The sequence below is a fragment of the Streptomyces sp. NPDC050549 genome (genome assembly GCF_040655035.1).
Taxonomy (GTDB): domain Bacteria; phylum Actinomycetota; class Actinomycetes; order Streptomycetales; family Streptomycetaceae; genus Streptomyces.
Map to the genome: position 1 here is coordinate 91,114 of NZ_JBFAJD010000020.1, position 23,868 is coordinate 114,981.

Consider the following 23,868-nt stretch of genomic DNA (forward strand, 5'->3'; position numbering starts at 1 on the left):
CCAGGTCCAGGGTGTCCGCCAGCAGCGGGAGGAACAGCTCTCCCCCGTCGCTCTCATAGGTCTGTGCCCAGTTCCCGACGGCGTGGGCCGCGTGGGCCAGTTCGGCGTCGGTGAACTGCGCGGCGCTCTGGGTGTAGCCGTTCCGGAGCAGCGTGCGGAGCTGTGCGTCGGTGAGTTCGTCCGGTGTGGGCAGCCGGCCGGTGTCGTGCAGATACGTGAACATGTCCGGGACGCCGGGTGCCTCCGGTCCGGGCGCGTTGTCCGCGGTCCGCGCTTCGATGTAGCGCGTCGCGAGATCGTCCAGCTGTTCCGGCTCCGTCACCCCTTCGATGCCGTACTCGCCGAGGGTGGTGAGGAGTTCGGGCCGGGTCATGGTCTCCGTGTGCGCCTCGAACCACGGCATGAGCGCATGCCGTAGCTGGCCCACCACCTCGTGCGGCAGCGGGCGGCTGCGGGCGAGGAACAGTCGGGCATCGGCGAGGCTGCGCAGCCGGTCCGCCGCGGTCCTCAGATGGTGGCCGGCCTGGGGCATCGGGGAGGTCCCCCCGTCCCAGTGGGTGAACTCGGCCAGTCCGGCGCGGACTTGGCTCGGCCGGCTGAGCCATTCGTAGGTGTCCGGGGCCTCGTCGCGCAGTCCGGGCAGCATGTCGCGGACCCGCTCCGGGTCGGTGCCGACGAACGTGTAGAGCATGCACCGGCCGTCGCCGCGCGTGGCGACCGGAACGCCTCGGGCCGACCGCACCTGGAAGGCCGGGGGCAGGGATGCGATGCGGTTGGGGCCGGGCGACGTGTGGTCGCCGTGCTCCTGCGCCGACTCGGTGGAGTCGCCACCGGAAGCTTCCCGCGCGGGTGCCTTGCCCTTGCCCTTGCCCTTGGCTTCGCTCTTGGCCTTGGCTTCGCTCTTGGCCTTGGCTTCGCTCTTGGCCTTGGTCCCGTCCGGGGTGAGAGTGGTCGTGTCCCGCGCGCCGGAGGGTGGCGTGTTGCCGGTGGAGGGGCCCGCCGTGCGGGGGCGGCCCGAGCCCGGCCAGCGGGGGGCGACGGAGGCCAGCGTCGAGCGTGTGGTGGGCAGTGTCGAGGGGCCGTCGGCGAGCACCAGGCCGGCCGCCCGGGTCAGATCCGTCTGCGCGTTCGTCCGGTCGAGCGCGGCGGCGTCGCGGCTGCGGAGGGCGTTGTCGATATGGGTGTCGATCTCGCGGAGCGCCCGCTCCGCCCGCTCATGGATCTCGCGGGTGTTCTCGTGGACCCGGGCCGCGTCCTGTGCGCGCCCACGAGCCGTGCCGGCGTCGGCGCGCAGGGTGCCGGCCGTGGCCTTGACGCCCGGGAATTGCGTGCGTGCCTCGCCCAGGGCCTCCTGGTCGCGCTTCAGTCCGGCTTCGGCGTCCCGGAGCGTTGCCTGGTCCCGCTCAAGTCCGGCCCGCACCCCGGTGAGATCGGCGTCCAACTTGCCGACCTGGGCTGTGACTTCGTCGATCTGCTGTGCGAGACGGGGGTCCACGGCGGGGGTGGGGGCGGTGGTGGTGTCGTCTCCGACCGGTGGTCCTACGGCTGTCTCCGGCCCGGGTCCGGCGTTCTCCGGGTCGGCCGAGCCGGAGGCTCCCGGTGCCGAGGGGGCGGCGGCGCGGTCGGTGAGTTCGGTCAGGTTGCGTCGGGCGGTCCCGAGTTGGGCGCGGAGGCGTAGTTCCTCGCGCTCGCCCGCGGAGACCGCGTCGCGGAGCGGGCCGATCGTGCGGTGGGCCGCGGAGATGTCGCCGGCCAGGGTGTCGATGCGGGTGGTGAGGTGGTGGAGGTTCTGTTCGGCGCGGTCCGCCTCCTGCTCGGCGGTGTTGGCGGCCGTTCCGGTCCGGCCGGCCTCGGCCGCCGCGTCCGTGAGCGCGGCGGCCGCGTCGTTCAGGGCGGCCTCCGCGTCGGGCCGCAGCGCCCGCTGCCCGGCTTCGTCGCGGAGGGCCGCGGCATGCTCGCTCTCGGCCTTGTCGAACGCGGCGGCGACTGTTTCGAACCTCGTCCACGCCCGGTCCAGGGCTACGACCCCGGTGGTGGAGCCCGGAGCGGTGTCACCCGTGCCGGGCACCGTGCCGTCCGTACTCGGCGCCGCGATGTCCGTGCCCGGGGTCGCGAGGCCGGTCCCCGGGGTCGCGCCGCTCGTACCCGCTGCTGTATCCCCCGTCGCCGTCCGTGTCGCCGGCTGGCGGGTGAGTGTGCCGTCCGGGTCGAGGGACCAGATGCGCAGGCCCTCGGGGCCCCGGGTGACCAGTTCCACCGGGCGGCCGTTGGCCCGGGCCACCCGGGAGGCGCCGTAGAGGGACAGGGCCAGGCGGGAGCCGTCCGGGTCGGGGCCGGTGGCCACCCAGAGCTGGTATCCGTCGTCCGTGGGGTCGACGCCGTCGGACAGAGCGGGCCGCACATCGCGCAGCGGTGTCGTCGCCCAGTCCTCCGGCGCGGTGCCGGTGCCGGCGGTGAGCAGGGCGGGGAGGTCGTAGACGCGGGGCACCGGACGGGGGTCGGTGATGCCGTGGCCGAGGGCGTCGCGCTCCTCGACGCGGACCGTGGCCGTACCGGTGACATGGCGTACGCCGTCAGGGCCGGAGACCTCGATGTGCACGTCGGCGCGGACCTCGTAGCTGCGGGTGCCGCGGCCGTCGGCGGGAAGGCTGGTGCTGCCGGACTTGAGCCAGTCGCGGCGCCCGCCGGAGACCGTGCTGCCGAAGTCGCCGGCGTCCACCGGGCGTTGGAGCACTGGCGGGGTTACGCCGAAGAGGTTGCGGTCGGGGTCGTCGGCGCTCCCGGCGAACGGCAGCGACAGTCCGGTGGTGGTGTCGCCGCCGGAGACCGTGCTGCTGTTCTCCGAGCTGATCCGGAGCCGGTCGATGGTCACGTCGCCGCCGTCGGAGACCACCCTGGGCCGGTACAACGAGACGGTGAGCGTGGGCCGTTGGTCCGGCGCGTTGTGGAGCGGATACGCGCCCGGCATCGTGGGCAGCAGGCCGCCGATCTGGCGGGGGGTGTCCAGCGAGAGGGTGCCGGCCTGGATGAGTTCGCCGAGCCGTATCGACGCGTTCTCGTCAGAGGTCGAGGCCGACAGGGAGCGCCAGCCGCTGCCGGTGCTCGGGGCCACCTGGTCGAGTGCGGTGTACAGCTGGCTCCAGCCGTCGAAGCCGTAGACCGGGACGTTTCCGGTCGGCTGGAACAGGTCCGCCTCCCGCAACGTGGTTGTGCCGTCGGTCAGTCGGCGGGGGTCGACGCGGGACAGCGAGGGCGGGGCGGGCGCGGGCAGCGGTCGGCTGTCCGTCTCGCTGCCGGTGAAACGCAGGCTCACCCGGGCCGGTACCCGGACCTGGCCGCCGAATTCGCCGGCGAGGGTGCGGCTCAGCCAGGAGCGGGTCGGCGCGTCGGCGTCGTCCCACGCGATGACCCCGCGCTGCACCAGCGCGCCCAGTACGTTGGGCGGCCAGTCGACGACCAGCGTGGAGCGGACCGTGGCGACCAACTCGTAGTCCAGGTCATCGAAGTCGGCGGCGCTGTCGGTGCGCAGCCAGTACCGGTCCTCGGCGGTGCGCCCCTGCTTGGCGACCTTGTTGGAGGAGGTGACCAGATGCGCGGAGGGGCCGAGCCGGTCCGTGCGGTCGTCGGTGTCGGGGCGGGTGAAACGGGCCGTCGGATTGAAGGTGAAGCGGTGCTGACGGCCCACCGGCGAGGAGAGCGAACGGCCGTCCGCCGTGTGTGAACCCCACTGTTCTATACCGGACTTGTCGCCCGGCACCGCCGTGCCCCGCCGTGCGCCCCGCTGCGCGGCGTTGGTCGTGGGGCGGGCCGAGAACGTCACCTCGACGAGGGCCGAGCCGCCGAACCGGTGGTGCCGGAAACTGTACGTGGCCTGTCCGTTGCCGCGCCCGATCAGCGCCCGCTTCCCGGCGACACCGGTGTTGTCGGCGATCAGCGCGGCGACGCCGGGCAGGTAGGAGGCGTGGCCGGGGGTCATCACGCCGGGGGCGTACCGGTCCACCAACTGCCGTACGTCGTGCTGGAATCGGGAGCGCTGCTCGGTCTGCGTGGTCGCCGTGGGGCCCGTCCCCGGGTCGGAGAGTTCGGTGACCGAGTTGACGGTGGCCAGGCCGAGGGTGGCGTCGCGGACGTAGCGCTCGGGCAGTGACGGGCTGGTCCGCCCGATTGTCGACGGGGCGGGCGGCTGGGGGTTGACGGCACCCATCCACCGTGCGTCGCGCCGGAGTTGACTCTCCGTCATCAGGAACTGGAGGCCGCGGGGCACGTCCACGGCGAGTCTGACGGTCTCCGCGGGCCCGAACCCGAGGGAGTTGGCGAGCACGTTGCGGTGTCCGGACCGTACGGTGATCACGTAGGTGACGTCGGCCGTGACCCGGTGCTGGAGTCCCGACTGGGTGGGTGTCCGGTTGGTGGCGGTGGTGCTGGTGAGGGTGTCGGGCCGGTCGGTCTTGCGGTCGTACTGGTAGCGGCCGGACGGGTTGAAGCGGGACGGCGTGGGGGCCGGGGCAGCGGGCTGCCCGGGCACGGGAGTGGGGGCCGGCGGGTTGTTCTGGGTCGCCGAGCCGCCGAGGCCGAACTGGTGTGTCTTGCTCAGGCCCTTGAGCTGCTGCGCCGTGTCGGCGGCGGAGATGCCGGTCTCCAGGTACTGGTTCACGCTCTGCGTCAGCCGGGGCGTGTGGGCGACGGCCTCGATCTCGATCGCGAGCTGGCCGTCGGCACCGAGCCCGGGCAGCGTCAGCCCCTCCACCACATAGGTACCGCCGAAGATCTGGTGTCCCCGGCCGACCAGCGCACCGGGCGAGAGAGCGGTGGTCCGGGACTCGGCGCTCACCGTGGTGGTGTCGGCGAACGGACTGCCGACCAGCGAGCTGCTCAGGAACCCGGTGACGCCACCGACCAGCCGGGAGACCCGGCCGGGCGGACCGGCGGGCTCGGCTCGGTTGCCGTCACCGGCGTCGGGACGGGCATGGGCTCCGGTGACGATCTGCCGGAAGGCGTCCTGCAGCGCCGCCGAGCCGCGCACCACGTCGATCAGCGCGTCGTCCGGCACACGGACCACGTCCGGGTGGGGGCCCGGCTGCCCGCCGTCGCCCGTCACCGTCATGGCCAGCCGCTGGGTGTCCTGCGCTCTGACCTGCCGGACGGTGTACGGCGCACCGGCCGGCGCGGGCTCCGCGACGTCCACGGTCCGCGCGTGCGGTACGGCCAGCAGGACCCTCCCGTCGACGCCCGGCACGCGGGCGGCCTCCACGTCGCCCGCGGGCCGTGGCCCGGGCATCGCCTCGCCGAATCGGGTCACCGGTTCCTGCCCCGGGCCCTCGTACAGGTCGAGCGTGATGCGGGCCGGTATCGCGAACTCGTGGGAGTCCTGCCCGGTGGCGATGAAGAACTGGTCGTGGCCGAGCGTGGTTCCGGTGGTGTTGCCGAGCGAGGCCTGGCCGACGTACTGGTAGTCGCCGGTCCCGCTCAGGGTCCACGTGCCCCCGTTCGGGGTGGGCCCGGTGATCCCGGCTCCCGCGCCGAGGCCCCCGCCGTAGGTGTTGCCGAGCCGCGCGGTACCGCCGCCCCCGCCCTGGGCCAGGCCCATGACCTGGATGTCGGGCAGCACCCTGCGGTGCACCGGGTCGCCGCCCGCGATGTGGCGGGCGCCCAGTTCGAGCCGTACCCGGCGGCGTCCCGTGGTCGCGGGGATCTCCAGGAACAGCGAGTGGCCGCCGTCCACCATGGAGTCCGTCGCCGCGCGCAGCCCGAGCGGGGAACTCAGCTCGCGCAGCCGCCGCAGATTGTTCAACTGGGCCTGCACGAGCTTCTCGTCGGGCAGTCGGCCCCGCTGCGGTGCGGACCCCGGCGGCGATGGCGCGTCGCCGGGCGGCGGAGGTGCCGGTGGCAGGAAGCCGTTGTCCCGCAGCCAGGTCTCAGCGTCCGCGAACAGCGTCTCCGTACCGTCCACGCCGAGCGGCGCGGTGGACTGCCCGATCGACTCCAGGGTCGCCAGCGCGTGCGGCAGCGCGCGAACCTCGTCCGCAGCCGGGGGGTGGCCGCCCGCGTCGTCGGCGCCGAGCACCCGCAGATCGAGCGCGTGGGTCCAACTCCCGGGCGTATAGGCGGACATGGTGCCGTCGGGGCGGATCAGGGTGAGGGTGTACTCGACGTCCGCCTCGGTCAGCAGATGACTGCGGTTGGTGCGCACCGCGTGCATGGTGCCCGCGGAGTTGCTGGTGCCGAACATGTTCTGCGCGGCGAGGGAGGCGGTGCCCTTGCCGTTGACGGAGCCGCCGATGCCGTGGGAGGCGTCCGGGTGCCCCGCGCGACGGTCGCTCGTGAAGGTCGGTCCGACACTGCCGCTGAGGGTCACCCCGCTGCTGAACGTCGTGTTCTGGTCGTTCTTGACCACGTTGACGACATGGCTCTCAAGGTTGATCTTCTTGTCGAGGCTCTTGGCCACCGGGGTGTTCCCGGTGACCCGCGCGTCCAGCCGCATGATGCCGACCGCACGTCCGTGCCCGTCGGTGAGCACCGGCGAGTACAGCCCGCCCTCGACCTGCATCGGCAGCGTGCCCCGCAGGATCGGTTCACTCAGGAAATTCGCGAGTTGGGCCGACGACGACTCGTCCAGATCGTCCCGGAAGTTCGCCGCCGCACCCTCGTACAGCCGCCGCGGATTCAGCACCGAGTCCACGCCGTAGATGGGTATTTGCCCGAGCTCGGCGGGCGCGGGCAGCGCCTGGCCGTGATCACGGTCGGCGTCCACGAGGTGCTGCGGGAACCAGACGGTGACCGACCCGTGCTGCTCGGCCGGACTCCAGTCGTGCGCGGGATCGGGGTGCGCGACCACAACTGCCGTACCAGTGCCGTCGGTTACGTCCGTGACCGGGGGCGGCGCGTCCACGCGCACCTGCCAGTTGTCGGTGAAGTCGTAGGCGCGGGACGGCTCGTTGCTGCGCTGGGCGCTGGTGGTCTGCACGACCTGGGTGACGGTGGAGGAGCCGTCCGCCTGGTTGTGGGTGATGGTCGCGGACAGCGCGATGTCCACCCCGCGGACCGGGCCCGCCGCCCCGACCGGTACCGACAGGGTCCATGGCACCGGAAGCGTCGAGAACGTGCCGGAAGGCTGCGCGGAGACGATCTCCCGGGTGCCCTGTCCGCGCCGCTCAACATGCTTGTCGGGATCGCTGGTGTCGAGCGCGCCCTGACGCGCCGACGGCCGCCGGTCGCCGAGCGTCAGCCGTACGTCCACCTCCCGCTCGACGCCGTCCACGTCCAGGACGATCCGGTGACCGCCGAGACTGCGCAGATACGGCATGTTCTGCGTCAGCTGCTGCTCCGAGAGCACGTCACGCAGCTGCGCGTGCACGGGGTCGTCCGGACCGGGGGCGGGGCGGCCGAGCGCGGTGAGCACCTGGCGGTGCAGCCCGTCGACCAGGTCCGGCGAGAACGGCTCCATCATGACCAGACCCATCTGGCCGTCGTGCCGCTGCCCGTACCCACCGAGGTAGGAGGTACGGCGCCCGCCGCCGGCCACCACCTCGGTCGGCGTGGTGGTGTCGCCCTCGGGGGTGGTGAGGGTGATCGCGGGGACCGGCGGGAGCGCGGGGAGGGTCTCGGTCTCGGTCTCCGTCGGAGCGGTGTGTGTCGGGAGCATGGGCGTGGTGGACGTGGTGGCCACCGGGGTCGGTGCGGTGTCGGTCGTGTCCGTGGTCTCGGTGGTGGGCTTGCCCGGGGCGGGCGGGTCCGCGCCCGGCTCGCCCTTGGCCGGGCCCCGTCGACCCGTACCGGAACCGGTGCCGGTGCCGGTGCCCCGGGGGTCGTCGGCGGGGTCGCCGACCAGGGTGCCGATCAGGGCGAGGTGACGGGGCCTCAGCCCACCGGACGTGTACGCCGGGTCCGACGCGGGCGCGAACAGCGTCGGGTCGCCCATGAGGCTGGCCGTACCGCCGCGGTGCGGGGCGGCCGAGTCGAAACCGCTCTCGTCGCGCAGCCCGAGCTGGTGCCCGACCTCGTGGGCCAGGTCGGAGTCGGAGATGTCGGCCGGCCAGGAGTGATGAGTGGCCGGGGTCCCGTCCGCCGGGTCGGTGAGCGTGACGTCGAGGTGCGCCGTCTCACCGGGAGCGGCCGGCACGACGGTGACGCGCAGCAGGCTCCCGTCCCCCAGCCGGTGCCCCGGGGTGTTGAACACCCGCTGCACACCGTCCGCCAGCCGCTGCTGGACGCCGTCGACCTGTGACCCCAGGCCCGGGTCGCCCGTGAGCCGGTAGGTGACGGTGAGATCGGTGACCGGCTCACCGCCGTGCTCGAATCGCCGTACGGCGAAACCGGCCCGCACGACGTACTGGGTCCGCGTGCCGTCCGCCCCGACCGGCCGGGAGACCGGGTCGACCCAGGTGTGACTCCGCTCCGAGGGCGTCGCCCCGGCCCGCGCGTCCGCGTAAGGGCCGGGTACCGGGGTCGTGTTGGGGGTCACGGAGCGGGTGAGGACAACGGGTTCCGGGGTGGAAGTGGGGGCGGGCGTGTTGTCCGGCACCGGGTCGGACGAGACCTCCGAGGAGGTGTGCACGGGCGTCGGAGCCGGGGTGCCGGACGGGACCGTCTCCGGCGCGGGCTCACTCTCCGGTGCCGAACTGGTCGTGGGGGGCGTGCTGTTGCTGGTGGTGGTGACGGGCGTGGGGAGGTCGGTACCGGTGCGGGTGCTGCTCGGGAGGGGGGTGGGACGCGTGCTGGTGGTCGTGTCGGTGCCGGAGTCGGTGTGCGTGCCGGTGTTCGTCTCCGGGCCGGTGTCGCTGTCGACGCCAGAATCCGGGTTCGGGGAGGCGTCGCTGCCGTGCGTGGTGTCCGTGGTGACGGTGTTGTCGTCGGACGTCGTGTTCTCCGGGCGCCCTTGCGTCGTCGTACGCGGATTTCCACCGGAGTTCGAGGACGGACCGGAATTGCCCGCCGGGCTGCCCGAGTTCGTACCGCTCCGGGTGGGGACACCGGACCCGGTCGTGTTCGTGTTGGCACCACTGCTCGTACTCGGCGGTACGACGCCCGTGCCGGTCCCACTCACGGCTGGAACGTCCGTCGACGCCACCGGAGTTGAGGTGTCCGATGTCTCGGTGTCGCCCTGCTGAACTGTGCGTACGGGCGCGGGAGTTCCCGAGTTCGTGGTGTGCGGGCTGCCGCTGGAGTTGGAGGGTGAGCCGGACTCGGTAGTGCTCGCGCTCGACGGCACGACACCGGTGCCGGGCCCGCTCGTGACCGGAACGTCCGTCGACGCCACCGGAGTTGAGGTGTCCGATGTCTCGGTGTCACCCTGCTGAACTGCCCGTACGGGCGCCGGAGTTCCGGAGCCTGTGGTGTGTGGGGTACCGCCCCCGCCGGCCGAACTCGTCGTCCCGTGCGGAATGTCGCTCTGCAGGTCTCCCCCGTCGATCTTCACCTCGTCGAAGTGGGTGTCGAGGTCGGGGAGATCCGTGTCGAGGTCGGTGGACCGGGGCGGCGGGGTGCTCGTGGAGGTGCGTTGCGGGGTGTTGACCGTCGACGAACTGCCTTTGTTCGAGGTCGTGTTGATGGGACCGGGGCGCGATGTCGTCGTCGAGTTGTCGTCGGTGATGGGCGAGTTCGACGACGAGTTGTTCTTCGAAGGGCCGGTGTCCGTGTCGGACTCGGTGTCGGACTCGTCCGGGATGTTCGCCGTGCCCAGGGTGTTCACCGGGGCCGGGGTGTTGAAGTTGAACTTGCCGCCCACAGCGCTCGCGCCCTGGCCGAGATGGCGTTCGCTGATCGAGCTGAGGCCGCTGCCCAGGAAGGTGTCGAGGGAGTCGACGGGGAAGCCGAAGATGGACGCCATGGCGAGTTCGGCGAGGGTCTCCGCGCCGCCCTCGGTGAGGAAGTGCTCGCCGTCCTCGCCGAGTTCGTGCTTCAGCTTGTCGCCGAAGGTCTTCGGCTTCGGTGCGGGCGTCGGGGTCGGTGTGGGCGTGAGGTGCGGGTTCGGCGTCGGGGTGGGCGTGGTCTTCGGGTTCGGCGTGGGTGTGGTCTTCGGGTTCGGCCTGGTGTTGACGTCGGGGTTGTCGAACTTCTGGTTGAACTTCCTCCCGTTGCCGGTGACGTCCTTGAACGGGTTGTGGCTGCCGAAGATGTTCTTGAGGTTGTTCTTCAGGCCTTTGCCGAGGTCGGTGAGCAGTCCGTGGAACAGCCCGGCGAAGGCGCCGAACGCACCGTCCTGAAGGATCTGCGACCAGTCGAAGCCGTTGGGGCGGCGGCCCTTGGGCGCACCGAGCATCATGGCCAGCCGTACCGCGAAGGTGGTGAACGCCTCTTCGATCGCCTCGGTGATGCTGGGCATCAGATGCGTCTTCTTCATCAGCCATTCGAGCAGCGTCAGAATGGCGACCCGGCTGCGGGCCTTCGCCACCGCGGCCTGGCTGGAGGCGGAACCGCCGGTGAAGGCGGACAGCACCGCGATGACCATCAACTCGATGAGCAGCCGCACCAGTTCGGCGATGATCTGCCACTTGGACTCCATGATGTCCATGGAGGACTTGGTACGGGACTGCCCGATGCCGTCGAGCTGGTCGGCGAAGTCCCTGAGGTAGTTGACGCCGCCGCTGTCGAGGAACATGTGCATCGCCCGCACATAGTTGTTCCCGACCTGCGGCGGCAGCGCGCGCCCGACCCCACCGGCGGTCTGCTCGATCAGGTCCGAGAGGTCACGCATACGCCGGCCCAGCCGCTCGTACGGCTTGCCGTTGGCGTAGGCCATGTCCTCGTCGGCCTGGAGGAACTTCTCGCCGATGAGCACGAACATGAGGTTGTTCAGCTGGGGCGACGCGTGGATGGTCATCAGGGGCGGTCCGCCGCGTCAGTGCTTTCCGTTGTGCGAACCGCTGTCGGTGTCGCCCGTGTCGATGCTGGAGTCGTGGATGGCGTCCAGGACGCCGCTCTGGGTGCCGAGCACGCTCTTGAGGTTGGTGAGGGTGCCGTCGCCGATGCTTACGATCGCCTCGGAGAGGGACGAGCCGGTCTTGATGGAGCCCTCCCGCTGTTCCTTCTCCTGCGGCCGCATCTGCTTCGCGTAGCTGTCGTCGTGTCCGGGCCAGCCGGAGGTGGACGACACATCGGTGATGAACTCGCTGATCATCTCGTTGGCCAGCCGGCTGATCTGCTCGATCTGCCGGGTGCCGGCGATGAGCGCCGGCGGGCTGGCGGAGTAGGCGTTCTCCGACATCGTCTTCTCAGTCCTCCGGGTCTTCGCTGATCTCGTCGCGGAGCCGGCCGGCTCCGCGCCGTCGGCCGCCCTTGGGGCCCTCCAGCACTCCGGGCCCGAAGATCTTGTTCCAGTCCACGTCGAAGCCGGTGATCTCGGGAGCCTCGGGGCTGGCCTTGGTGAAGGGCTCGAAGGTGGCCATGACGTGCCGGGCCATCCGGGCCCGGGCCTCCTGCACCGCCTCCAGCACGCTCGCGGCGAGCTGACCGGCGGGCATCGTGCGGTACTTGTCGTCCAGGAAGGTCAGCGCGCGCAGGTCGCCCTGTGCACCGACGGTCACCTCGACGGCGCGGTCCGCGGAGCGCACCGTGCTCTCGGCGTGAGCGAGTTCGCCCTCGGCGCGGGCCACCGCGGCCTCGGTGGCCTCCAGTTCGGCCATCGCCTTCGCCAGCCGCTGCTCGATCGACTCGCTGCTCATCGTCCGATCACCGCCGGCGAACCGCCCTCGTCGGTGCCCCAGACGTCCTCGTCCTCGGTGAGCCACGCCTCCCGGGCCCGGTCGCCGCTCTCCGTGGAGCGGCCGTTCTGGCCCGCGCCGTTGCTGCCGGGTCCGCCCACCGGGTAAGGGGCGCTGGACGTGGTGGGCCGGGTGTACACGACGTCCTCGTCCTCGTCCACGGAGGTCGCCCGGTTGGCCCGACCGCGCCTGGTGGCGCCGTTGGACGGATCGGTGAGGACGGCCCGGGTGCGCTCGGTGTTGCCGCCCTGCCCGCCGCCCGCGCCTCCCATACCGCCGCCCATGCCTCCCATGCCGCCCATGCCCATCGGGTTGAGCGGGGTGCCGCCCGACGCGCTCTGCGCGTCGGTGGAGGCGGCGGCGAGGGTGCTGGTGTCGAGGGCGTCGGAGCGCAGCGCGCCGCCGGTGTAGGGGGTGCTGTCGTAGTCGTCGTAGCCGCTGTCGAGGCCCGAATCCAGGCCGCCGCCGGTCGTGTCGAGGCTGGAGCCGCCGAGTCCGCCGCTGTTGAGCCCGGTCGTGTTCAGGCCGCTGGTGTCGAGGCCGCTGCCGTTGTTCAGCCCGCTCGTGTCGATGCCGCTCGTGTCGATGTTGCTGCCGTTGAGGCCGCTGGTGTCGGTCGAGGACGAGGGGAGGCCGCTGCCGTCGATGTCGGTGGTGGTCGTGTGGCCCGACGGGTCGGTGGTGGTGAGCTGGCCGGTGTCCGGGTTGAGGGTCTGGACGGAGCCGTCCGGGAACTTGGTGGTGAGCGTGCCGTCGTTGTTGAGCGTGGTGGTGGAGCCGTCCGGGTTGGTGAAGGACGCGCCCGGGTCGAGGTGCGTGGTGGTGACGTTGCCGGAGGGGTCGGTGACGGAGATCTGACCGGTGTCCGGGTTGAGGGTCTCGGTGGAGCCGTCCGGGAAGTGGGTGGTCACCGAGCCGTCGGCGTTGAGCTGGGCCGTCGAGCCGTCCGGGGTCGTGAAGGAGCCCTCGGTCGGGTTGAGCTGCGACAGCGAGGTGGTGCCGTCCGGGTTGAGGGTGCTGACCTGGCCGGTGGTCGGGTCGATGGTCTGGCTCGTGCCGTCCGGGAACTTCGTGGTGAGGGTGCCGTCGTCGTTCAGGGTGGTCGTCGAGCCGTCCGGGTTGGTGATGGTGCTGCCCGGGTTGAGCTGGGAGACCGAGGTGGTGCCGTCCGGGTTGGTGGTGGTGACCAGGCCGGTCGACGGGTCGATGGTCTGGGTGGAGCCGTCCGGGAACGTCGTGGTGAGGCTGCCGTCGCCGTTGAGCTGGGTGGTGCCCCCGGTCGGGGAGTTGAGCGTGGTCGAGCCGTCCTTGGTGGTGTCGCCGCCGTTGTTCAGGAGCGAGGGGTTGAGGGTGCTCAGCGCGGCGTTGGCGAGGTCGGTCGGGTTGTTCCCGCCCGAACCGTCGCCGTTCAGAAGGCTGTTGGTGTTGAGGTCGTCGAGCCCGGTGCCGACGTTGTTCAGGCTGTTGCCGAGATCGTCGTTCAGGTTGTTGAGGCTCGAATTCAGGCCGTCGCCGATGTTGTTGAGGCTGTCGTTCAGGTTGGTGTTGAGGTTCGTGCCGAGGTTGTTGAGGCCGTCGCCGAGGTTGTTGAGATTGTCGTTCAGGCCGTCGTTGAGGTTGTTGAGGTTGTCCCCCAGGTTGTTGAGGTTGTCGTTCATGTTGTCGTTGAGGTTGTTCAGGTTGTCGCCGAGGTTGTTGAGGTTGTCACCGAGGTTGTTCAGGTTGTCGTTGAGCTTGTCGTTGTTTTCCTTCGCCTCCTCCTCGGCGATCTCGTTCTCCTCCTTCTGGAGGACCTCGGAGAGCGTCTCGTTGTTCTTGTTCTTGACCTCTTGGGCGAAGGCGTCCTCGACATCGGCCCAGGCGTTCTTCACGGCGCTGAGCGCGTCGATGGACGGCTGCTTGAGCTTGGCGTCGGCGTGGTCCGACCAGCTCTTGACCGCGGCGTCGGCCACCTTCTGCCAGGTGGTGTGCTGGGTGAGGTCGCCGTATTCGGGGACGGACTGCTTGAACCCGGCGTCGGTGGAGTAGGTGGTGGAGGTGGAGGTTCCGTACTGGCTGCTGGTGGTGGTCGACTTCTTCTGCACGTGGTTGATGTTGTTGTTGATGACCCACTGACTGATCTCGTCGAGGATCTTCTTCACGTGGTAGTGCGGGTCGTGCTGACCGTCCGAGGCCCAGTCGGTCCACGCGGTCTGGATGGCGGTGACCGCGTCCTTCAGCGCCTTCTGCGCCGCGGCCAGCGCGTCGCTCAGCTTCGACTGCGGGACGGTGCCGCCGAGGGTGGTGTTGGTCGGCGTGTAGTCCCGGCCGCCCAACTGCGAGACGTAGCCGTCGTAGTTGGTCTTGAGCTCGTTCAGCAGATGCCAGAAGAGGCTGGCCGCCTTGCCCTTCCAGGCCGCCTGGTCCTCGCCGAGCGAGGTCATCCACTGGTTGACGATGTCCGAGTGGTCCTTGAAGAACTGCACCACCCGGTCGAAGGACTGACCCGTACGCTCGAAGGAGAGCATGTCGACGGCGTTGTCGTCGGTGACCGACAGTCCGCTGTAGGAGAAGCCCTGCGTCGAGTACGGCGACGACAGCAGATGGTCGAGGACCAGCTTGCTGCCCGAGATGTACTGCGCCATCGGCCCCGAGTCCCACTGGACGTGCGAGTACGAGCCCTCGAAGGCGCCGCCGCCGGTGACCTCGCCGCCGCTCCAGAGGGTGGCCCGGCCGTTCCCGTCGACGGTGACGCCGATCATCACGATCCGCGCCTTCTTCATGCTCACGCTGCTGTGCGCGCCGTCGCCGCCGGCGTCGTAGAAGGCCAGGTCGTAGTCCTCGCCCTTGTTGACCTGCCAGCCGCCGATCGCGGAGTAGTCGGCCGCGGTCACCGACCTCATGCCGATGCCCTGGATGTCCATCCGGAACAGCTTGAGGTCGCCGAAGTCGTCGTTCGCCGAGCTGCTCAGCTTGTTGAACAGCGAGGACCTGGGCGGAATCGTGTAACCGGTGAAGTCGGTGACGGCCTGGGCGAAGTAGTCGTCCGGGTCGTAGCCGGCGGTCCCGGTGGTGCTGTCGGCCATGGGGCGGAACTCCGCTGCGGAGGAGTGGGTGGGGGTGCGGACTGGGTGGGGGGGCCGGGGTGCGGGGCCCGGGGCCCGGAGGAGAGCCGGCGGGCCGCGGACCGGCCTCAGGAGCTCTTGGAGCCGGAGCCGCCCATGTCGCCGTCGACGGTGTCGAAGATGTCCAGCAGCTTCTCGCCGTCGATCGCGTCGAGGCTGTCGCCCTGGTTCTTCAGCAGGGTGGTGATCGTCTCGTCCAGCGCGTCGTCGATGTCGTCGAAGAGCGTCTTGTGGTCGGTGAGGATCTTGTCGAGCGCGGTCGCCTGTGTCTTGAGCGCCTCCACCAGCGTGGAACCGCCGACCGGGTCCTTGCTGTCGCCGCCGTTCATCAGGCCGATGCGCAGGATCTTGGCGAGGCCCGCGGCAGAGCCGGCACCGGTCTCGGCGAGCAGGTTCTTCAGGGACCGGACGCCCGCCGGGTTGTCCTTGCGGATGTCCAGCAGATCGCTGATGAAGTCGGCGACGTCGGTGTTCTTGAAGTTCTTCAGCGCGGTCGAGTCGAGGTGGGTCAGATCAGCCATGGGTGCCTCCGCGGGCGGAACGCGCCGACCCTGGCGTGCGGCGCGGCGACGGAACGGGAAGGAGCCTGGACCGCACCGACCGCGAGGAGACCGGCCGGTGCGGTGGAGCCGAGTGGCTCAGCGACCGATGGTGACCTCGGACCACATCTGGCTGAGGGAGTTCTCGCTGTACTTGTAGCTGTTGGAGATCTCGTTGAGGAGCTGCGAGTGCGAGGTGAGCAGCGTCTCCATGTTCTGTACGGCGCCGTCCCAGGCCGCCTGCTTCTGGCGGTAGGTGTCGGCGTCGTTGCCGTACCAGGTCTTGGACAGCTCGCCGAGTTCCTGCTCAAGGCTGGAGAGCGTCTGCGCGATCGCCTTGGTCTGCGCCACCATGTCGTCCGCGGCGTTCGACATGTGGTTGTAGCTGACGTAGATGACACCGTCGGACAGGTTGTCTGCCACAGCTTGCCTCTCTTACGCGATGGGGGGATCGGACGTGGACGCCAGGTCAGCCGGCGAGCTGGTCGAAGGCCGACTGGGCCGCGTTGTACGCCTGGTTGATGGAGTCGTTCGAGGAACCCTGGGTCTTGTTGTGTTCCACGAGGCTCTGGTTCAGCCGGTCGATGACGTCTTCGAGGTTCTTGAGGATGACGTTGCACTGGCCGTCCCACTGCGCGAGGAGCTGGCCGTACTGGCCGCCGTCGCTGCCCTGGTAGCCGCTGCCCAGGGTGGAACGGGTGCTGTCGACGTCCTGACGGATCTTCACGATGCCGCTGAAGGCGCTCTCCAGGGCCTGGATTCCGTTCCGGGTCGAGCCTTCGCTTGACTGCTGGCCATCTCCAGCCATCGTCCCACCTTTCGTAAGTCGATCTACAGTACGAGCACAACTGAGCCTAGATTGACGGAAGTTGTGACGGCAACGAACTGAGGAAGATCTGAGGTTGCATCCACCTTCCCGTCAAATGCTTTTACTGCTAGGCAACTTGACCGGAACACGTGGCTCCGCGGATTCCGGTTCTGAAGCTGTTCCGGTTTGGCGTGAACACGATCTCGATCGGCGAGAATTCATCAGTTCGCCGCTACAGAGGACGAGTTGGAGCCCACATCCGCCTGCGGCGCCCCGACCCCACCGCTCACCGGAGCCCGCCCGGCGATCGCGGCCGGACCCGAACCGGTCCCACCGGGGTTCGACCCACCGGTCCCGCACTGCGCCGCCGCGCCCGGCGCCTGTGCCGCCCCGCCCGAGTCCGACGCGGCGGCCCGGGCGCTCAGCTCCGGCCCGGTCGGCAGCATCGACAGCAGCGTGGACGGCACCCGCACCGGGGTCGCGCCGTCGTAGCCGAGGGCGGCGAGCGCGTCGGAGTCCGGGATGCGGTACTTCACTCCGTCGTCGCCGACCAGGAACGTGGTGTCGCCGACCGTCTCACCGGCCGCGCCCAACGCCCTTACCAGCGTGCCGTGTCCGGGCCGGGCCACCACCCGGTCCACCGGCACGCAGGCCGCGGTCAGCGCCGTCGGGTCGGCCTGCGCCGCCGGGGACAGCGACGTCTCGGCGACCCGTACCGAGGTCACCCGCACCTGCCCGCCCGCCGGGTCGACCTGGGCGCACACCGACTCCCCCGCCGCGAGCGCCAGCGCGCCGGGCGGAGTGTCCGGCAGTCCGGCGACCGAGGGGTCCGTGCCCGCCGTTCCCGGTGCCTGGTGGGCCCGCAGGTCGGAGACGTCGATCGTGACGACGTTCGGCGCCCCTCCCCCGTAGGCCTCCTTGCGGGTGTCCGGATCGCCGAGGAGCAGCGCCGACTGGGTGTCGGTCACCGGGTGCAGGCCGTCCTTCTGGAGGACGTACTCCTGGTTCCCGGAGCCCGCCACCACGCGGAAGACCTGGCCGATCCGGGTGGCCCGGCCGCCCAGTTCGGGTCCTGCCGTGCCGCGGCCGTCGACCTTCGGGGTGGCCAGGTCGGGGCCGGTCACCAGGGCGTCCAGGAAGGCCGCCGACACCGGGCGGGGAGTCACGGGCGCGTAGCCGAGGGACTCCGCCGCGCCCGAGTCATCGTCCAACTCCAGCCGGCTGCCCTGCCACACCAGATACGTGTGCCTGTCCGGGCCCTTCACCACCAGCGCCGACTTCACGCCGACCGGGTCCGTCGCCACCGGGGCGCCCGGCACGAGGGTCGTCCGCAGGCCGGAGCCCGTCGAGCAGACCTCCCACGGCGAGGACTCCAACTCACCTGACGACGGTACGGAGTCGGGGGCGCCGGTGATGCCGACCGGGGTGCCGACCGGGGTGCCCGCCAGCGAGGCCGAGCCGACCGACGTGGTCTTCAGGTCGGAGCCGCCGATCAGCACGGCCGAGGCGTAGTTGCGCACCGGGCGCAGCCTGCCGTCGGCGTACAGGTAGCGGGCGCCGGTGTCCTTGTTGACGATCAGGGTGTCGCCGCTGCGCCAGGCGTCGTTGCCGCCCGGCTTGAGCAGCCCGAACACCAGCGCCCCGCCGCAGAACAGCACACCGACGATCACACCGATCAAGGCGCCCCGGCTGGTACGGCCCAGCGGGCTCTCCGGTGCGTCCGGGTCGGCCAGCAGCATGCCTGAGGTCAGGCGGCCCATCATGAACGTGTGCGCTTGCACCTGGTCGCGCTTCGACCGCACGCTTTCCTCCTGCTCGGTCGTTCAGGTTCCGGTCGGGTCGGCCCTCGTGGGCGGTCAGCCGAAAAGGCCGCGGAGGGTGCCGAAGACGCCCAGCAGCCACAGGGTCAGCGGCAGCAGGGCGATCGCCAGCAGGGAGTGCAGGATCTCCGCCGCGCGCCCCCAGTACGGGACCATGCGCCGCCCCGGTACGGTCCACACCGCGACCGTGAGCGCCGCCGCCACCGCGAGCAGCCCGGCGACCAGCAGGGTCCGCTCGGTGCCGGACAGCCGCAGCCCCCAGCCGAACGCCAGAAGCAACAGGCCCCACGCGCCCGGGAGTACGAGCACCAGCCGCTGGGCCGTGTTGACCAGGCCCCGGCCGTGCAGGAGCAGCAGCAGCGACAGGACCAGCGCGACCAGCAGCGCGGGGAGGCTCGGGCGTCGGGCCAGGGCCACCAGGCAGGCCGACGAGAGCACGCCCGTCGCGCCGTACAGCGCGGTCATCCACTCGCCGGCGAGTTCGGTGCGGACCGTCACGTCGTTGCCGCGGTAGGGCTCGATGCCCTCCTGCAGTTGTTCCGGGGTGGTGGGCAGCGGGGGCATCCGCATCCCGGCGAACTTGAACGACAGCGAGGGCACCAGGCCCCCGAGCAGCACGGTCAGCGCGGCGATCACCCCGGCCGCGGCGGCCGGTCGTACGTCGAACACCGTCATCAGGGCGCCGCCGCCGGCCGCGGCGAACGCCACCAGTGCCGAGGCCAGGAACAGTGGGGTGCGGGCCGCGGAGGCCGCGAGGGCCAGCACCGCGCCGCCCGCCCAGGCCGCCGCCGCCCCCAACAGCCGTGCCCCCAGCACCTGGTGGGCCTGCGGACCGCTCAGCTCACCGCCCGGCACCAGCCAGCCCGCGAGCGCCAGCGCCGGTGACGCCAGCAGGCCCAGGACCACACCGGTCGCCGGATCGTCCACCGCCCGGCTCGCCGAGGCGGCCCCGGCCAGGAGCAGCAGGCCCGTTCCCACGGCGGTGGCCGCGCGCAGCGACGCCGGGGTGCCCGGCAGGGCCAGCAGGACCAGTCCGGCCAGTACCGCCACCGCGACCAGGCCGCGCAGGAGTCGCCGCGCCGCCTCCGGGCTCCAGCCGTGCAGCCGGTCCCGGGTGACCGCGGCGATGCCGTCGACCAGGTCGTCCAGGCGCACCTCGGGCAACGCCTCGGTGCGCGGCCGGAGATGGAGCGCCTCGCCGTCGGTCAGTCCGAGCGAGGCGAGGGTCGCCTCCTCGTCGAGCGGCCGGCCGCCGAGGCGCTGGAGTATCCAGCCGTCGTGTTCCAGGCCGGTCTCCTCGGCCTCCTCCCCCGCGTACCGCAGCACCGTGGGCAGCAGGTCGGCGACCGGTACGTCGGACGGCACGGCGAGGTCGATGGTGCGGGCCGGGGCCCGCACGGTCAGATGGCACAGTCCGGTCACGGAAGTGTCGGTCATACCGGGGCTCACGTCTCCTGGACATCGAAACGGGGGCACGCGGCGCGGCGTGCGGGGTGGGGGGAACGGGGTGCTGGTGATGCAGGGGGTGACATGGACGTACAGAGTTGACGGGGTGCACACTACTGACACTCCCTGCGACGTGTGTCAACGGGAGCCCCCACGAACGGTGTTGACAGATTCCTCCACCGTGCAAGTGCCGAGGCCTGATCCGGTGCACGCCCCCCACGTACCGCCGCGGTGCGCGAAGTCCGTTAGGAGCCCCAAGCGTTGAGCGTGGTCCTGTTCCGTCGTCCGGCCCGCCGTCGCGGACCCGACATGCCCGCCGGCGAGTTGGTCCTCCAGGAGCCGCCGACTCTGATGGAGATCGTCCCGGACACCTCCGCGGTGTGGACGTATCTGCCGATGGCGATGATGTCGGTCTCGATGATGATGATGTTCATGCGGTCGGGCGGTCAGTCCAGCGGCATCTTCATGTACCTCGCGCTCGGCATGATGGTGATGGCCGCCGGCGCGATGATGGTCGGCCAGGTCATGCGCAAGGCGGGCGACCGCAAGCAGCGGCTGCGCGGTGAACGCCGGGACTATCTGCGCTACTTGGCGCAGAGCCGGCGTACTGTGCAGCGGGCCGTGGTCGAGCAGCAGCTCGCCCTGGCCTGGCGGCATCCCGAGCCCCGGGTGCTGCGCACCATGGTCCGCACCACGCGGCTGTGGGAACGCCGGGTGAAGGACGACGACTTCGGCGAGGTGCGGATCGCGGTCGGCGACCAGCAGCTCGCCATGCGGCTGACTCCCGTCTCCAGCAAGCCCGTTGAGGACCTGGAACCGCTGTGCGCGCACGCGCTGCGCCGTTTCATCCGCGCCTACAGCACCGTTCCCGGCCAGCCCATCGCGCTGTATCTGCGGTCCTGGTCAAGGGTGTTGGTCCGCGGCGACCGGGACGCGGCCCGCGGGATGCTCCGCGCCGCGCTGGCCCAACTGGCGCTGTTCCACCCGCCGGAGGAGCTGTGGATCGCGGTCTGCGCCGCCGACGAGGTGCGGGCCGAGTGGGAGTGGGTGAAGTGGCTGCCGCACAACCAGCATCCCCAGGAGACCGACGGCGCGGGCCCGTTGCGCATGGTGGCCTCGGCCTTCACCGATCTGGAGGACCAGCTCGGCAGCGAGTTCTCCGAGCGGCCCGCGTTCGACCCGGACGCGGTGCCCGGCCGTGACGAGCCGCTGGTGGTGGTCGTGGTGGACGGCGCCGCCATCCCGTCCGGTCACCGTTTCGACGGGCCGGGCTTCCGCAACGCGATCGTCCTCGACCTCTCCGACTCGCTCACCTGGCGGCCCGGCCGCACCACGCTGCGCCTCGACGTGAGCCCGGACGCCGTCGCGCTGGTGCGCACCGACCGCAGCCGCAAGGAGCAGACCACGGTCCTGGGCCGCCCCGACCGGGTGGGTCCGGTGGCCGCCGAGTCGCTGGCCCGGCTGATCGCGCCGTACCGGATGAGTCTCTCCTCCGACGCGGTCGAACCGCTCTCCAACGACACCGAGTTGACCACCCTGCTCGGCATCGCCGACCTGCACCGGCTCGACCCCGACACACTGTGGCGGCGGCACACCGGCTCCGGCCGGCTGCGCGTCCCGGTCGCGGTCGGCGCGGACGGGCGACCCGTGGAGCTGGACATCAAGGAGTCCGCGCAGGGCGGCATGGGCCCGCACGGCATGCTGATCGGCGCGACCGGTTCCGGCAAGTCCGAGCTGCTGCGCACCCTGGTGCTCGGCCTCGCGCTCACCAACTCCTCCGAGACCCTCAACTTCGTCCTCGTCGACTTCAAGGGCGGCGCGACCTTCCTCGGCCTCGACGAACTCCCCCACACCTCAGCCGTCATCACCAACCTCGCCGACGAGGCCGCCCTGGTGGAGCGCATGCAGGACGCGCTGCACGGTGAACTCATCCGCCGCCAGGAGCTGCTCCGGTCGGCGGGCAACTACACCTCGGCGCTTGAGTACGAGAAGGCGCGGGCCGGCGGCGCCGATCTCGCCCCGCTGCCCAGCCTCTTCGTCGTCGTCGACGAGTTCAGCGAACTCCTCGCCTCGCACCGGGAGTTCATGGAGCTGTTCGTGATGATCGGCCGCCTCGGCCGGTCGCTCGGCGTGCATCTGCTGCTGGCCTCGCAGCGCCTGGACGAGGGCCGTATGCACCAGCTGGAGTCGCACCTGTCGTACAGGATCGGTCTGCGCACCTTCTCCGCGATGGAGTCGCGGGGTGTCCTCGGTGTCCCCGACGCGTACGAACTGCCCTCGCAGCCGGGCAGCGGCTACCTGAAGAGCGGTGTCGAGGCCCTCACCCGCTTCCGCGCGGCCTACGTCTCCGGCCCCTACCGCAGGCGCGGCGGCGCCGTCGCGCAGGCCCGGGTCGCCACGCAGGTCGTGCCCTGGTCGACCGGGTACATCGTGCCGCGTGCTCCGGCACCGGCCGCGATCGCGGCCCCGGAGCCCGAGGCGGAGGAGAGCACCGAGAGCCTGCTCGCGGTGGCGCTGGACCGGCTGCGGGACTCCGGGCCGCCCGCGCATCGCGTGTGGCTGCCGCCGCTGGACACCGCGTCCCCGCTCGACACCCTGCTGGGCGGTCTCGCCGAGGACCCGGACCGCGGCCTGACCGCGGCCCGCTGGACGGGCGCCGGGAAGCTGCGGGTGCCGGTCGGTCTGGTGGACAAGCCGTTCGACCAGCGCCGTGACCCGCTCGTCGTGGACCTCGCCGGGGCGGGCGGCCATGTCGCCGTCGCGGGTGGCTCGCAGAGCGGCAAGTCGACGGTGCTGCGCAGCCTCATCATGGCGCTCGCCCTCACCCACACCCCGCGCGAAGTGCAGTTCTACTGCCTGGACTTCGGTGGCGGCACGCTCTCCCAGCTCACCGGGCTGCCGCATGTCGGCGGGGTCGCGGCCCGCCTCGACACAGAGCGGATCAGCCGTACGGTCGCCGAGGTCACCGCCGTCCTCACCCAGCGCGAGCAGTTCTTCCTGGACAACGGCATCGACTCGATGGCGACCTACCGGCGCCGCCGCGCGGCCGGGGAGTTCCCCGACGAACCGCACGGCGACATCTTCCTGGTGGTCGACGGCTGGTCGGCGGTCCGGCAGAACTTCGACCAGTACATCCCCACGTTCAACCAGATCGCCACCAGCGGTCTCAACTACGGCATCCACCTGATCGTCGCGACCGCCCGCTGGCTGGAGCTCACCGCCCCGGTCCGCGACCAGTCCGCGACCCGGCTGGAGCTGCGGCTCGGCGACACGATGGACTCCGTCGTGGACATCCGCAAGGCGAGCGCGGTGCCGCAGATCCCGGGCCGGGGTCTGACCGTCGAGACGAAACTCCACTTCCTGTCCGCGCTGCCCCGGGGTGACGGTTCCACCGACCCGGAGACGCTCAGCGAGGGTGTCGCGGACCTGGTCGACCGGATCGCGAGCGCCTGGCACGGCCCGCGCGCCCCGCAGGTCCGGATGCTCCCGCACCGGCTGCCCGCGGCCGAACTCGCCGAGCCCGAACTCGGCGACGGCCAGAGCCTCAAGCTGGCGCTCGGCCAGGACGAGGAGACCCTCGGCACCGTCTGGCACGACTTCTCCCGCACCCCGCACCTGGTCGCCGTCGGCGACACGGAGAGCGGCAAGACCAACCTGCTCCGGCTGGTCGCGGACTCCGTCGTCGCCCGCTACACCCCGGCCGAGGCCCGCATCCTGGTCGTCGACTACCGCCGCGGTCTGGTCGACGCGGTCCCCGAGGAGTACCGCCTCGGCCACGCGGTGGCCCTGGAAGCCCTCAAACAGCTGGTCGGCGGCTCCGCGAAGGCCCTGCGCACCCGCGTCCCGGGCCAGGAGATCACCCCGGCCCGCATGCGACAGGCCGACTGGTGGTCGGGCCCGCGCCTGTTCGTCCTGGTCGACGACTACGACATGGTCGGCGGCGGCACGGTCATGGACCACCCCTTCGCCCCGCTCTTCGAACACCTCGCGCTGGGCCACGAGTTGGGCCTGCACGTGGTGGTCGCCCGCTCGGCGACGGGCGCGGGCCGCGGCCTCAACGACCAGCTCCTGCGCCGCCTCGACGAGGTCAACACCCCGGGCATCCTGATGTCCTGCTCCCCGTCCGAGGGCTATGTCTTCGGCAACGTCAAGCCCCGGGTCCTCCCCCCGGGCCGGGCCCTCCACATCGTCCGCCGCAAACCGTCCCTCATCCAGACGGCGTTGGCGGCGGGGGCGGAGGAGTAGAGGAGTAACCGAGAAGCCGACCCGACCGGGGTGGGGCCACACGGACTCCGCCCCGGCCGCTCGGCCCTCAGCAGGTCCGGGCTCCCAGGCCGTCAGTCGTCCGCCCGCCCGCGCCGCGAATCCCCTTCAGTAAAGACCGCCAACAGACCTGCGCAGAAAGGCCGTTCGGCACTGCCGGGTTCCGCGAGCGCCCCCTCGCCTGGGGTC

10 protein-coding genes (1 of these 10 only partly in view) are annotated in these 23,868 nt (G+C 71.2%); 1 reads left to right on the forward strand and 9 read right to left on the reverse strand.

Annotated elements, in window-relative coordinates; translation table 11 throughout:
• From AB0I51_RS27410 to eccD, 9 genes are all read right to left on the reverse strand, one after another.
• Nucleotides 1-10,819: the 5' portion of a hypothetical protein gene (locus AB0I51_RS27410; protein WP_362979485.1), read on the reverse strand. It extends 16,823 nt beyond the left edge of the window; the window shows 10,819 of its 27,642 coding nt (coding positions 1-10,819); the start codon lies at nucleotides 10,817-10,819; its stop codon lies beyond the left edge, outside the window.
• Between the two features lie 18 nt (nucleotides 10,820-10,837).
• Nucleotides 10,838-11,203, reverse strand: coding sequence for a hypothetical protein (locus AB0I51_RS27415; protein ID WP_362979487.1), 366 nt, complete (start codon nucleotides 11,201-11,203; stop codon nucleotides 10,838-10,840).
• Between the two features lie 7 nt (nucleotides 11,204-11,210).
• The gene (locus AB0I51_RS27420) at nucleotides 11,211-11,660 is read right to left on the reverse strand and encodes a YbaB/EbfC family nucleoid-associated protein (RefSeq protein ID WP_362979489.1); all 450 of its coding nucleotides are present in this window, start codon (nucleotides 11,658-11,660) and stop codon (nucleotides 11,211-11,213) included.
• The gene (locus tag AB0I51_RS27425; protein ID WP_362979491.1) at nucleotides 11,657-14,764 is read right to left on the reverse strand and encodes an AAWKG family protein; all 3,108 of its coding nucleotides are present in this window, start codon (nucleotides 14,762-14,764) and stop codon (nucleotides 11,657-11,659) included. The genes AB0I51_RS27420 and AB0I51_RS27425 overlap by 4 nt, the downstream gene beginning before the upstream one ends.
• A gap of 107 nt (nucleotides 14,765-14,871) precedes the next feature.
• Nucleotides 14,872-15,324 (reverse strand): type VII secretion system-associated protein, encoded by a 453-nt coding sequence (locus tag AB0I51_RS27430; protein WP_362979493.1) that lies wholly within the window; start codon nucleotides 15,322-15,324, stop codon nucleotides 14,872-14,874.
• A gap of 117 nt (nucleotides 15,325-15,441) precedes the next feature.
• The gene (locus AB0I51_RS27435) at nucleotides 15,442-15,765 is read right to left on the reverse strand and encodes a WXG100 family type VII secretion target (RefSeq protein WP_043678268.1); all 324 of its coding nucleotides are present in this window, start codon (nucleotides 15,763-15,765) and stop codon (nucleotides 15,442-15,444) included.
• 46 nt (nucleotides 15,766-15,811) lie between these two features.
• Nucleotides 15,812-16,150 (reverse strand): hypothetical protein, encoded by a 339-nt coding sequence (locus tag AB0I51_RS27440; RefSeq protein WP_033285066.1) that lies wholly within the window; start codon nucleotides 16,148-16,150, stop codon nucleotides 15,812-15,814.
• Between the two features lie 221 nt (nucleotides 16,151-16,371).
• The gene (eccB, locus tag AB0I51_RS27445) at nucleotides 16,372-17,952 is read right to left on the reverse strand and encodes a type VII secretion protein EccB (protein ID WP_362979495.1); all 1,581 of its coding nucleotides are present in this window, start codon (nucleotides 17,950-17,952) and stop codon (nucleotides 16,372-16,374) included.
• A gap of 54 nt (nucleotides 17,953-18,006) precedes the next feature.
• Nucleotides 18,007-19,407 (reverse strand): type VII secretion integral membrane protein EccD, encoded by a 1,401-nt coding sequence (gene eccD / locus AB0I51_RS27450; RefSeq protein WP_362979497.1) that lies wholly within the window; start codon nucleotides 19,405-19,407, stop codon nucleotides 18,007-18,009.
• A 318-nt stretch (nucleotides 19,408-19,725) separates the two neighbouring features.
• Between eccD and eccCa the strand changes: the two genes are divergently transcribed.
• Nucleotides 19,726-23,661, forward strand: coding sequence for a type VII secretion protein EccCa (gene eccCa, locus AB0I51_RS27455; RefSeq protein WP_362979616.1), 3,936 nt, complete (start codon nucleotides 19,726-19,728; stop codon nucleotides 23,659-23,661).
• The last annotated feature ends 207 nt before the right edge of the window (nucleotides 23,662-23,868 follow it).

What these genes read in the sequence shown, in the direction of transcription:
- AB0I51_RS27430 (WP_362979493.1), bottom strand. Translation starts at nt 15,324, where the DNA reads ATGGCTGATCTGACCCACCTCGACTCGACCGCGCTGAAGAACTTCAAG.
- AB0I51_RS27415 (WP_362979487.1), bottom strand. Translation starts at nt 11,203, where the DNA reads ATGTCGGAGAACGCCTACTCCGCCAGCCCGCCGGCGCTCATCGCCGGC.
- eccD (WP_362979497.1), bottom strand. Translation starts at nt 19,407, where the DNA reads ATGACCGACACTTCCGTGACCGGACTGTGCCATCTGACCGTGCGGGCC.
- AB0I51_RS27425 (WP_362979491.1), bottom strand. Translation starts at nt 14,764, where the DNA reads ATGGCCGACAGCACCACCGGGACCGCCGGCTACGACCCGGACGACTAC.
- AB0I51_RS27420 (WP_362979489.1), bottom strand. Translation starts at nt 11,660, where the DNA reads ATGAGCAGCGAGTCGATCGAGCAGCGGCTGGCGAAGGCGATGGCCGAA.
- eccCa (WP_362979616.1), top strand. Translation starts at nt 19,726, where the DNA reads ATGCCCGCCGGCGAGTTGGTCCTCCAGGAGCCGCCGACTCTGATGGAG.
- AB0I51_RS27440 (WP_033285066.1), bottom strand. Translation starts at nt 16,150, where the DNA reads ATGGCTGGAGATGGCCAGCAGTCAAGCGAAGGCTCGACCCGGAACGGA.